At 72.1% G+C, this 12407-nt stretch carries 7 protein-coding genes; 4 read left to right on the plus strand and 3 right to left on the minus strand.

The genetic code is table 11. The features are described from left to right. Window positions 1–259: 259 nt before the first annotated feature. The 3 genes from ACFU9E_RS21315 (at window position 260) to ACFU9E_RS21325 (ending at window position 6846) form a co-directional block, all read left to right on the plus strand. On the plus strand, window positions 260–1708 hold the full coding sequence (locus tag ACFU9E_RS21315) for a glyceraldehyde-3-phosphate dehydrogenase (protein WP_380690235.1): 1449 nt from the start codon (window positions 260–262) through the stop codon (window positions 1706–1708). 325 nt (window positions 1709–2033) lie between these two features. After that, on the plus strand, window positions 2034–3743 hold the full coding sequence (locus ACFU9E_RS21320; protein WP_380688536.1) for a glycosyltransferase family 2 protein: 1710 nt from the start codon (window positions 2034–2036) through the stop codon (window positions 3741–3743). Window positions 3744–3759: 16 nt separating this feature from the next. Beyond that, complete coding sequence (locus tag ACFU9E_RS21325) at window positions 3760–6846, plus strand: acyltransferase family protein (RefSeq protein WP_380688534.1); 3087 nt, start codon at window positions 3760–3762, stop codon at window positions 6844–6846. A 79-nt stretch (window positions 6847–6925) separates the two neighbouring features. On the opposite strand, the gene ACFU9E_RS21330 is transcribed toward ACFU9E_RS21325, so the two are convergent. After that, window positions 6926–9934, minus strand: coding sequence for a hypothetical protein (locus ACFU9E_RS21330; RefSeq protein ID WP_380680662.1), 3009 nt, complete (start codon window positions 9932–9934; stop codon window positions 6926–6928). Window positions 9935–10206: 272 nt separating this feature from the next. Continuing rightward, window positions 10207–11076: an SDR family NAD(P)-dependent oxidoreductase gene (locus tag ACFU9E_RS21335; protein WP_380680659.1), complete on the minus strand. Its 870-nt coding sequence runs from the start codon at window positions 11074–11076 to the stop codon at window positions 10207–10209. 58 nt (window positions 11077–11134) lie between these two features. Between ACFU9E_RS21335 and ACFU9E_RS21340 the strand changes: the two genes are divergently transcribed. Continuing rightward, a complete protein-coding gene (locus ACFU9E_RS21340; protein WP_380680656.1) occupies window positions 11135–11833 on the plus strand; it encodes a TetR family transcriptional regulator in 699 nt (232 codons plus the stop codon). A 185-nt stretch (window positions 11834–12018) separates the two neighbouring features. Here the strand turns inward: ACFU9E_RS21340 and ACFU9E_RS21345 are convergent, their stop codons facing one another. Next, on the minus strand, window positions 12019–12387 hold the full coding sequence (locus tag ACFU9E_RS21345) for a hypothetical protein (RefSeq protein ID WP_380680653.1): 369 nt from the start codon (window positions 12385–12387) through the stop codon (window positions 12019–12021). Window positions 12388–12407: the final 20 nt, after the last annotated feature.

A 12407-nucleotide genomic window follows, 5' to 3' on the forward strand; every position in this document is an offset into this window, starting at 1 on the left:
GGAAGCTAAGCCTCACAGCGCCGATGGTACTGCAGGGGGGACCCTGTGGGAGAGTAGGACGCCGCCGAACAAATTTTGAGAAGAACCCCCGCCGGTTATCCGGCGGGGGTTCTTTGCGTTTCCCGTTGACGTGTCGTCACAACATGCCGAGCGGGATCATATGTGATTCTTGTCATGCGGGAGAGGGCAGAACCGTTTCGGTGTGGGGGGTGGGGCCCAGTTAGCATGTGAACACCCTCCTAGCTCGAAAGATGGACTTGTGACTGTCAACGACGACGTGTTCACGGACTGGAAGAACCGCGAGGAGATCGCGGAGTCGATGATCCCGATCATCGGCCGACTGCACCGGGAGCGGGACGTCACCGTCCTGCTGTACAGCCGTTCCCTGGTGAACAAGTCGGTGGTCAGCATCCTGAAGACCCACCGGTTCGCCCGCCAGATCGCCGGCGAGGAGCTCTCGGTCACCGAGACGCTGCCCTTCCTGCAGGCGCTGACGACCCTGGATCTCGGCCCCTCCCAGATCGACCTCGGCATGCTCGCCGCCACCTACCGCGCCGACAGCCGCGGTCTCTCGGTGGAGCAGTTCACCGCCGAGGCCGTCGCCGGCGCCACCGGTGCCAACAAGATCGAGCGCCGCGAGTCGCCGCGTGACGTGGTCCTCTACGGTTTCGGCCGGATCGGCCGCCTGGTGGCCCGTCTGCTGATCGAGAAGGCGGGTTCCGGCAACGGCCTGCGTCTGCGGGCCATCGTCGTCCGTGGCGGCGGCGACCAGGACATCGTGAAGCGCGCCTCGCTGCTGCGTCGCGACTCCATCCACGGGCAGTTCCAGGGCACGATCACCGTCGACGAGGCGAACAACACGATCGTCGCCAACGGCACCGAGATCAAGGTGATCTACGCCAACGACCCGTCCGAGGTCGACTACACGGCGTACGGCATCCGGGACGCCATCCTGATCGACAACACCGGCAAGTGGCGGGACCGCGAGGGTCTCTCGAACCACCTCCGTCCGGGCATCGAGAAGGTCGTCCTGACGGCGCCGGGCAAGGGCGACGTGCCCAACATCGTGCACGGCGTCAACCACGACACCATCAAGCCGGACGAGCAGATCCTCTCCTGCGCCTCCTGCACCACCAACGCGATCGTCCCGCCGCTGAAGGCGATGGAGGACGAGTACGGCGTGCTGCGCGGCCACGTGGAGACCGTCCACTCGTTCACCAACGACCAGAACCTCCTGGACAACTACCACAAGGCCGACCGTCGCGGCCGCTCGGCACCGCTGAACATGGTGATCACCGAGACCGGTGCCGCCTCGGCCGTCGCCAAGGCGCTGCCGGACCTCAAGGCGAAGATCACCGGCAGCTCGATCCGCGTGCCCGTGCCGGACGTCTCGATCGCCATCCTGAACCTCCAGCTGGCCCGCGAGACCACCCGCGATGAGGTCCTCGACTACCTCCGCAACGTGTCGCTGACCTCGTCGCTGAAGCGCCAGATCGACTTCACCACCGCCCCCGACGCGGTGTCGAACGACTTCATCGGCTCGCGCCACGCCTCGATCGTCGACGCCGGCGCCACCAAGGTCGAGGGCGACAACGCGATCCTCTACCTGTGGTACGACAACGAGTTCGGCTACTCCTGCCAGGTGATCCGGGTCGTCCAGCACGTCTCGGGCGTCGAGTACCCGACGTACCCGTCCGCGGCGGTCTGATCCGCGGGACGCACGACGCATGACGCCCGTGGGGCGGCAACCGGTCTCCGGTTGCCGCCCCACGGGCGTTTTCGCGGGCGGGTGGGAAGGGATGTTGGAGGAGTGTTCACGTCCGCTTGACCTGCTGCTTCGCGAGGGCGGGGGAGGTGGCGCGGAGGTGGCGTCCGGGAGCCGGACGCGGGATTAATGGTCTATACCAATGGGGTACTGTGGCCCGTGGAGCTGTCAGAAACACGGCTGTGGGGGCCATATGACTGTTCAACAGGTATCTCCTGTTTCCTTTGTGTCTTCTTCCTCTTCCGAATCTCCTGAACAACCGCCGCATCTGCCGCAACCGCCGACCGACCAGGAGTTGTACTGGTACTTCGGCCCGCAGCGCAGGTGGGTGCTCGTCGCCAGTTCGGCGGCGTTCGTGTTCACCGCCGGGACGATGCTGACGTTCGCGCTGCGGACGCCGGCGCTGTGGGTGTTCCTGGCGGTGCTCGCGCTCAACGTCGTCGCGCTGGTGCTGTCGTCCGTGAACAGCCTGCGGCAGCGGCGGCTCACCCGGCAGTCCCACGAGGTGCTGGTGCACGCGTGGGCGCCGGAGGAACTGCCGACCGTCGACCTGTACCTGCCGACCTGCGGTGAGCCGCTCGACGTCCTGGAGAACGCCTACCGGGCGGTCGCCCGGGTGGACTGGCCGGGCGCGCTGACGGTGTGGGTGCTCGACGACGCCGACCGGGCCGAGGTCGCCGACCTGGCCGCCGCGCACGGCTACCGGTACGTGGTGCGGCCCGACCGCGGGCACCTCAAGAAGGCCGGCAACCTCAACCACGCGCTCACCCTGAGCGGTGCCGAGCTCATCGCCATCCTCGACGCGGACTTCGCGCCGCGGCCGGACTTCCTGCGCCACCTCGTCCCGTACTTCGCGGACCCGCGGATCGGCATCGTGCAGAGCCCGCAGTGCTTCGACACCGATGAGACGATGAGCTGGATCGAGCGCGCCGCCGGTGCCGCGCAGGAGTGGTTCTTCCGCTGGATCCAGCCCTCCCGGGACGCCAGCGACGCCGCCATCTGCTGCGGCAGCAACGCCGTCTACCGGCGGGCCGCGATAGACGAGGCCGGCGGCTTCGCCCGGCTCGACCACAGCGAGGACCTCTTCACCGGCCTCGGCCTGTACGCCAAGGGGTACCGCACGCTGTACGTCCCGGTGCTGGTCGCCAAGGGCACCTCGCCGGACAACCTCGCCTCGTACGTCAACCAGCAGTACCGCTGGGCGATGGGCAACCTGCACCTGCTCGGCTCGCCCGAGCTCAAGCGGATCGGCGCGCCCTGGCGGATGCGGCTCTGCTTCTACGAGGGCATCGTCGGCTACCTGGCCGCCGCCGTGAACATCTTCGTCGCGCCGCTGCCGCCGCTGGTGATGATGTTCTTCTACCCGGACCAGATCCGGCCCTGGCACGTGCTGCCGATGCTCGCGCCGCTCTGGCTCTGGCACGTGCTGCTGCCCAGGGTCAGCCGGACCCGCTGGCGGATCGAGGTGATCCGCTCCAACGTGCTGATGAGCGTCGCCGCCGGTGTCGCGTTCTGGCACACGCTGCGCGGACGCAGCGCCGCCTGGGTGCCGACCGGCGCGGCGGGCGCGGGCGCGGGAGCGGGTACGGCCGAGACCGCGGGCGCGCGCCGCAAGGCCCGGTCCGGCGGGATGGCCCGCAAGGTGGTCCTGCTCTCGCTCGGCTGGCTCTGCGCCTCGCTCGGCGCCGGCGCCCTCGGCCTCGCCCTGGCCGTCGCCGGGTACGGCTGGGCGCCCAACTGGGGCCTCGGCCTCTACCTCCTGGTGCAGGCGCAGATCGGCCTGCCGCTGATCCGCGATCTCCTCGGCGAGCTGCGCGGCGGCGCCCGCCGTGACGCCGCCGCCGACGGGCCGAAGGCGTCCCGGATCGGCATGCTGCCCCGTCGGTGGCCCGAGGGCCTGGCCGCCACCGCCACCCTCGTGCTCACCGCTCTGCTCGCGTCCGGCTGGGTCCGCCCGATGCTGCCCTGGCTGGGTTGAAAGGTCGTCGCCTTCCATGCCGTCCTCCCCGATACCGTCACCGGTACCCTCAGCGCCACCGTCATCCCCGTCGGCCGTTCCCGAGCTGCGGCCGGACGCCTTCACCATCCCCGGCCGGAGCGCCGGCGCCGCCTCCCGGGGTTCCGATGCCCCGGGCCCGGCGCCCCGCCGGGCCGGCTTCCGCCCCGACATCGAGGGCCTGCGCGCGGTCGCCGTGCTCGCCGTCCTCGCGTTCCACGCGGCCGTCCCCGGCCTGGCCGGCGGCTTCGTCGGCGTGGACGTCTTCCTCGTCATCTCCGGCTACCTGATCACCGGCCTGCTGCTGCGCGAGGCCACCACCACCGGCCGGATCCGGCTCGGCGAGTTCTTCTCCCGCCGGGCCCGCCGGCTGCTGCCCTCGGCGGCGATCGTGCTCGGCGCGGTGGCCCTGTTCGGCGCCTGGCTGACCGTGCCACTGCGCCGCGCGGACCTGGAGTACGACGTGCTGGCGGCGGCGTTGTCCGTCGGCAACTGGCGCTTCGTCGCGCAGCAGACCGACTACCTGGCCGCCGGGCGGGACGAGAGCCCGCTGCTGCACTTCTGGTCACTGGCCGTCGAGGAGCAGTTCTACCTGCTCTGGGGCCCACTGCTGGCGCTGACCGTCTACCTGGTGCTGCGGGTGGTGCGGCGCGGCCGGGTGGACGGGCGCGGGCGGGCGGTGCGGCCGGTCGCGGCCGGGCTCGCCGCCGTGCTGACGGTCGGGTCCTTCGCGCTCTCGCTGCGCTGGACGCACGACTCCGTCTCGCTCGCCTACCTCGGCACTCCCTCCCGGGTCTGGCAGTTCGGGGTCGGCGCGCTGCTCGCCCTGCTGCCCTGGCACCTGCTGAGCGGCCCGCGCGTGCTGCGCGTGCTGGTCGGCTGGGGCGGGGCGGCGGCCGTCGTAGGGTCCGTGCTGGCGTACGACAACACGACCCCGTACCCGGGCTGGGCGGCGCTCGTCCCGACCCTCGGCACGGCCGCCGTGATCCTGGCCGGCACGCCCGGGCGGGACGGCGCAGCGGCGCCCGGGTTCGGGGTGGACCGGGTGCTCGGCCTGCGCGTGCCGCGGGCGATCGGCCGGCTCTCCTACAACCTGTACCTGTGGCACTGGCCGGTGCTGGTGCTCGTCGGGGCGAAGTTCGGCCCGCTGGACTGGCCGGTGAAGGTGGCACTCACGGCCGCCGCCGCGCTGCCCGCCGCCGCCGTGCTGCGCTGGGTGGAGCGGCCGCTGCGGCACAGCCGGACCGTCTCCGAACTCCCGCGCCGCGGGCTCTCGTTGGGCCTCGCCGCAGTGGTCATCCCGGTGGTGCTGGCGCTGGTGGTCGGCTCCGGCACGCTGCGGCTGCTCGGCCCGGCCGCGCCGGTCGACCTGCAGGGCCTGCCACCCGGGTCGGCGGACGGCACCTCGCTGCTGGTGCGCACCGCGGCGCAGACCCGGAGTCCCGCGGTGGTGCCGGACGCCGTCCAGGCCCGCAAGGACTTCCCGCCGGACGGCGAGTGCGAGGTCGCGCCGACCGCCGTCACCAGCCCCGACTGCCGCTTCGGTGTGGTCGGCAGCCCGGACCGGATGGTGCTGCTCGGCGACTCGCACGCCGGCCAGTGGTTCTCCGCGCTGCTCGCCCTCGCCGCCGAACGGCGTTGGGAGCTGGAGGAGTTGGTCAAGCAGGGCTGCCCGCTTCCGGAACTCGCGGTGGTCAACCCGCAATTGGGCCGCACCTACCGCGAGTGCGACACCTGGCGGGCGAACGCGCTGACCCGGTTGAAGGAGGGCCCCAAGCCCCGCCTGATCGTGGTCTCCACCCTCAACCGGTACACCGACGACCGCGAGCTGCTGCTCCAGGGCTGGGAGCGGACCCTCACCCCGCTGCGTGAACTCGGCGTCCCGATCGTCTACTTGCGGGACACCCCGATCCCGGGCACGGACGTGCCGGCCTGCGTGTCCGGCCACACCGACGATCCGTCCGCCTGCGAGTTCCCACGCGACAAGGCGCTGTGGGCGGACCCGCTCGCCGACGAGATCGCGGCCGGCCGGGTGCCGGGAGTGCGCGGCGTTTCGGTGAACGATGTCATCTGCCCGGGCAGCGGCCGCAGTTGCCCGGCGGTGCTGGAGCGCATCCTGCTCTACCGGGACGACGCGCACCTCACCAACGTGGCCGCCGTGGTGCTCACGCCGCGCCTGGAGCGGCTGTTGACGGAGTCAGGTGCCCTGCCGCCGAGGGCCGCGTCCGCCGCGGCGCCGCCGGCCACCGTGCCGTCGGTCACCGTGGACGGCTGGACGCAGCTGCTGCGCGACGACTTCGACGGTCCGGCCGGCAGCCGCCCGTCCGAGGCCGACTGGCAGTACGACCTGGGCACCTGCTACCCGGGCTGCCCGGCGCCGCAGTGGGGGACGGGCGAGATCGAGACCATGACGGACTCGACCGCGAACGTCCGGCTGGACGGCCGCGGCGCCCTGGAGATCGTGCCCACCCGGGACGCCGACGGGCGCTGGTCCTCCGGGCGGATCGAGTCCCGCCGCGCCGACTTCGCCCCGCCGCCCGGCGGTGTGCTGCGGATCGAGGCCGGGATCGCCCTGCCCGATGTGACCGGCCCGGCCGCGGCCGGCTACTGGCCCGCCTTCTGGACCCTGGGCGGCGAACTGCGCAACGGCTACACGGGCTGGCCGGCCATCGGCGAGCTGGACGTCATGGAGCAGGTCAACGGCCGGGACGCGGTGTTCGGCACGATGCACTGCGGAGTCCTCGACGGCGGCCCCTGCCAGGAGCCGCGCGGTCTGGGCTCCGGGGACCAGCCCTGCGGCGCCGAGTGCCGCACCGGCTTCCACCGCTACGCGGTCGAGGTCGACCTGCGGCCGGGCGCGGAGCAGGTCCGCTGGTACCTGGACGGCCGGGAGCACCACCGGGTCACCGCCGCGCAGATGGACCGGGCGACCTGGGACCGGGCCGTGAACCACGGCCTGTTCCTGATCCTCAACGTCGCCGTCGGCGGCAATCTGCCCGCCGCGTTCGGCGGCGCCGTCACCCCGGCGACCGAGCCCGGGCACCCGATGCGGGTCGACTACGTCTCCGTCGCCACGAAGCCGTAGCCGGGACAGCGAACGAACAGGCCCCGGGCCGGGGAGCGCACCGCTCCCCGGCCCGGGGCCTGTCGTCGGTCGGGGGCGGTCAGCCCCAGTTGCCGACCAGCGGGGTCCCGTTGGTGGTGACCGCCGCCCGGTAGACGGTCACGTCGCTGCCGACGGCCGCGCCGGAGAACGACCCGTCGGACGGGCGGTAGACGCCGATGCTGTCGATGCCGGTGCCGTCCCAGTCGCCCTTGACCGGGATGTCGCCGAGGTTGCCGTACGTGATGTCCTGGACGTGCTCGGTCTCGTTGGAGTTGTTCAGGTGGAAGATCCGCGTCTGCGGGTCGTAGACCGCGACGGTGGTCGTGCCGTTGCCGTCCCAGTCGCCGACCAGCGGCTTCCAGTCGGGGTTGCCGAGCTTGATCGGGTACTTGACGGTGGCGTTGTCGTCGGAGAGGTAGAAGAACTGGTCGGACGGGCGGTAGACGCCGATCGTGGTCTTCCCGCGCCCGCTCCAGTCCCCGACGACCGGGATGTCACCGGTGTTGCCGTACTTCACCGGGGTGCCGAAGGTGCCGTCGGGGCCGGGCAGGAAGAACTCCCGCGTGCTGGGGCGGTAGTAGCCGACGGTGTCGACGCCCGGTCCGTTCCAGTGGCCGACCAGCGGGACGTCGTCCGGGGCGCCGAGGGTGGCCCGGGCGATCGTGACGCCGTTGTGCGACGTCTGGGTGACGCTCCGGTCGGCCGCCTGGTACACGCCGACGGAGGAGGGGCGGCGGGTGGGGGTGGCGTTGACGATCGCCTTGCCGGCCGCCTGCTCGTGGGCGGCGGTCAGCGGCAGGGTGGCCGCCGTGTTGTCCACCCAGCGGAAGGGGTGCAGGTAGACGACGCGCGGGTCCTGCGCCGCGACGGCCTCGTACTCGGCGTTGAACGCGGCCATCTGCGCGTCGGTCTTGTCGCCGCAGCCCAGCGAGCCCTTGTGGACCTCCGGGTAGAGCATGAGGTGCTGGTTGTCGTCGGTGAGCTTGGACCGCAGCTTGTCCAGCAGGTTCTGGACGGTGTCGCGGCCCTGGCAGTACCGGTTGAAGCCGACGATGTCGGCCTGCCTGGGGGCGAGGTTGAGCCCGGGGCCCGTCAGGATGTCGCCCTCGGCGTAGTCGAAGATCAGCAGCTTGTCGGGGAAGGCCGCCCGCACCAGCTCGGCCTGCCGCTCGGCCTGGGCGGGGGTCATCCGGTGGTAGTAGGCCTCGTCGGTGAGGTAGACGGCGCCGATCTTGTCGAGGTTGGCGCCGATCCGCTTCTTCAGGTCGTCGAGGTTCTTGGTGACCACGTCGTCCGGCTTGGGCGTGAGGACGGGGTCAATGCCCGGGGTGACGGTTTCGGGGTTGACACCGAGGACGCAGGAGACGGGCAGGCAGCGGTCCAGGAAGTCCAGCGGGACGTCGTCCGCGTCGCGCCCGTAGCCGTTGAAGTTGGTCCAGCCCGCGAATTCGCGGGTGTAGTCCGGGTGGATCGTCCCGAGGGGCTCCACGGCGCCGTAGTACCCGTAGTAGCCGAGTCCGCCGAGCATGGAGATCCGCAGGTCGTCGACGGTGGTGACCCGGCCGGGGGCGGTGGTGTGCGAGCCGAGGACGACGTAGCCGTCGCGGGGCAGTTCGGCGGTGGTGGCGCCGGTGAAGACGGCGGTGCCGTTGACGGTCACGGTGGCGAGCCTCTCCGGCCCGGTCGCGAGCGTCAGGGAGACCTCGTAGGCGGGGGCGGCGGGCACGGTCGGGACCGGGAGGGTGAGGGTGGTGCCGCCCTGGAAGAGCGCGAGCCCGCCGTTCGCCTGCACGCGCAGGCCGAGTGCGACGTCGGGTGCGTCCACGGCGCCGGTGCCGTTGCTCGCGCGGCTCACCGCCAGGGAGGCCCAGTCGGTGGCGGTGGTGCTGCCGACGACGGGCGTCAGCTTGGCGCGCACGGTGTAGTCGCCGGCGAGGTTCGCGGTGGCGGGCTTGGTGAGGCGTACCGCGGCGGTGCCCTTGGGGAAGGACAGGACGTTGGGGTGGGCGGGGGAGTTGACCTGCACGGCGCCCGGGACGGGGTTGGCGATGAGGCCGTTGACCCCGGATTCGGCGGCGTAGTTGCCGGAGAGCAGGCTCGGCTGGCGGGCGCTCAGGTCCTGGTTCAGGCCGAAGTCGGCGGTGGCGGAGGGGGCGCCGTCGAAGGTGTCGACGAGCGGTCTGGCGGTGGCGCCGGCGGAGGTGTCGATGCGGCTGACCGACAGGCCGTGTCCGGCGTCGTCGCCGAAGGTGGTGACCTTGGAGGGGTCGGCCTGGAGGTAGGCGCCGAGGTAGAGGAAGGCGCTGCTCGGCCAGCGGGTGACCGAGGGTGGGGCGGTGGCGGTGAGCGTGGTGCCGTTGACGGTCAGTGTGACCGTGCGGTCCGCGCCGGTGGAGACGGTGAGGGAGACCGCGTAACTGGTGGCCGGGGTGACCTGGCCGGACCAGAACGCGGTCTCGCCCCCGCCGCCGTGGTACAGGGCGAGCTCGCCGTTCGACTTGACGGTGAGGCCGAGGTCGACGTCGGCGTTGGTGACGTAGCCGGCGCTGCGGTGGCTGCGGCTGAGGACGATCGAGGCCCACTCCTGGCTGGTGGTGTCACCGACCGAGGGGTCGACCACCGTGGAGACGGTGTACGTGCCGGTCTCGTCCGCGACGGCGGGCGCGCCCAGCATCACGGCCGAGATGCCGTTGCCGAACACCAGGCGGTTGGGCTGGTCCGGCCGGCTGACCTGGACCACCTGCGAGCCCGCGGGCTCGGCGGTCCACCAGCGGCCGGAGACCCGGGTGTAGGAGACCGCCCGTTCACCGCCCGTCGACTGCCGGGTGGTGAGGTTGTTGTCGAGCCCGCCGTTGAGCCCGTAGAAGGGGGCGGTGGCGAGTGCGGTTTCCTGCCGGAAGGTGTCGTTGAAGGCACGGGTGGTGTTCAGGTTCGCCGGCTTCGGCGGCGGCTTCGGCGCGGTGTCGGCGACGGCCGTGGCGCCGCCCGGTCCCGCGGGTATCAGTGCCAGGGTGAGGGCGGCGGTCGCGGCACCGAGGGCGCCGCGGACACGTGGGGTGAGGATCACCGAGTCTCTCTTCCGATCTCTCGTCCGGCCTGGTCGGACCTGATCGGGCCCGGCCGCCGGAGCGTCGGATCGGCGGTGCGGGTGCGCCGCCGATCGGGCGGACACACCGGCGCACCGCGCGCGGCACACCCATCCCCGGGCGGATCATAGAGGACGGACACGAACCTTCGGCAGAGTCGCGTGCCCACCGGGCTTCACCGAAGGGGCGATTGAGGGAGCATCGGGACTCTTGCCGTGCTGTGGCCCGCCGCTCCCCGGGATCCGGCCCGGGGTCAGGACGCCGGGTCGGGCGGGAAGGGCGCGGGGTAGGCCTCGGCGAAGTCGGCGGAGCGGGCCACCTCGCGCCACCTGGTGTCCTCGTCGAGCAGCCGGCGGTCCTGGGCGATGGAGGCCTCGGCCGCGTGGGCTCCGATCGGCAGGTGCTCGGGGATGTCCTGCCGCTTGGCCACCCGGACCAGGATCTCGGCGGCGCGCACCGGGTCGCCGGCCGCGCCCGCGCCGCTCTGCCGCACGCGCGCGTTCATGGCGCCGACCGTCTGGGCGTACGCCTCCGGGACGTCGTGGACGGTCATCGACGAGCCGGCCCAGTCGGTGCGGAACCCGCTGGGCTCGACCACCAGCACCTTCACGCCGAAGGGGGCGGTCTCGGCGCGCAGCACGCGGCTGAACCCGTCGATGGCGAACTTGGCCGCCTGGTACGAGCCGAGGCCCGGGGAGCCGCCGACCCGGCCGCCGACCGAGGAGAACTGCACCACCAGCCCGCCCCGCTGCTCGCGCAGCAGCGGGATCGCGGCCTTGGTGACGTGGTAGACGCCCCAGAAGTTGGTCTCGAACTGCGTGCGGAAGTCGGCGTCCTCGGTGGTCTCGATCGGCGAGACGTTGGCGTAGCCGGCGTTGTTCACGAGGACGTCGATCCGGCCGAAGCGGGCGTGCGCCTCGGCGAGGGCGGCCCGGGCGGCCGCCGGGTCGGTGACGTCGAGCGGGAGGGGGAGGATCCGCTCGCCGAACTCCTGGACGAGGTCGGCCAGTTGCTCGGGTCGGCGGGCGGTCGCGGCGACCCGGTCGCCGGCCTCCAGGGCCGCGCGGGTGAGGGTGCGGCCGAAGCCGCGGGACGTTCCGGTGATGAACCAGGTCTGTTCCATGGGTTTAGTGAAACACCGTTGCGCTAATAGTGCAACGGTGTTGCGCTACTCTGGATGAGTGACCGGATCCGACTTCCAGCGCGCCCGCTCGCCCGAGGCCAAGCGCCGGCGCGAGGCCGCGATCCTCGACGCCGCCCGCTCGCTCGGCGGCGAGCGCGGCATCAGGGACATCACCCTCACCGACATCGCCGCCGCGGTGGGCATGCACAAGTCGGCGCTGCTGCGCTACTTCGAGACGCGCGAGGAGATCTTCCTGCGGCTGACCGCGGAGGGCTGGGCCGAGTGGTCCGACGCGCTGACCGCCCGGCTGCGCGCCGCCACGGACCCGGGCCCGGCCGCCGTGGCCAGGGAGTTCGCCGCCACCCTCGCCGCCCGCGGTACCTTCTGCGACCTGCTCGCCCACGCGCCGCTCAACCTCGAACGCCATGTCTCGCCGGACGCGGTCCGCGACTTCAAGCTCGCCACCCTCGCCGCCCGCGAGCCGATCACCGCGGCCGTCCGCGCCCAGCTGCCCGCCCTGGACGAGCAGGACGTCACCGACCTCGTCGCCACCGCCGTCTCCCTCGCCGGCGCCCTGTGGCAGATCGCGAACCCGGGCCCCGAGGTCGCCGCCCTGTACCGCGGTGACCCCCGCCTCGCCCACGCCGTCGTCGAGCTCGAACCGCGCCTTGCCCGCATCCTCACCGCGACCGTCAGGGGCCTGGCGGCGGGCGCGGGCACGGGTGAGACCGGCGGGAAGGGCGGGCACGGCGGCTGAGCCCAGGGGCGGGACCGTGGAAGCCGCAGCCCGTCCGCTGCTCAGCGGTCGCTCGGCCGGCCCTCACACAAGCGGGTACGCCGTTGGAGGGAGATCGCCCCGCGTAGGCGTTGCCCACCGTCGGGGCTCGGGTGGCTCCGGATCACGGCATCACGTGCACGGCAGAGATGTCCGACGTGGTGTCCTCACAGGTCCGCGTACCAGTCCGGAGGCTCGGCCTCATGGATCCGGCGGAGTGGGAACTCATGGAGATCCAGCCGGCGTTCGGCGCGCTCGGCCTCCTCGTCGGAGAAGAGTTCGCGGAACCAGGGCAGGCAGACGGCGTACTCCACGCTCGCATCGAGGCGGCCGAGTGTCCACAAGGTGGTGAACCCGGCCGACGGACCCGCCGCGGACGCAAGAAGTCGCTTGGCGGCTCCCACCGCACCGTGCTGGCGGACCATCCGGAGGAACAGTGTCGGGTTGTAACCCCGGCGCTGGAGATCGGGTATCCCGGCGAGGACATACCGTTCGAACTGCCGGCCGAGGACGGCCTGCCTGTGTTCACTGTCCATGCGTGGAACTCCTCGGAAGT

The sequence above is a fragment of the Kitasatospora sp. NPDC057595 genome (genome assembly GCF_042800875.1).
Classification (GTDB): domain Bacteria; phylum Actinomycetota; class Actinomycetes; order Streptomycetales; family Streptomycetaceae; genus Kitasatospora.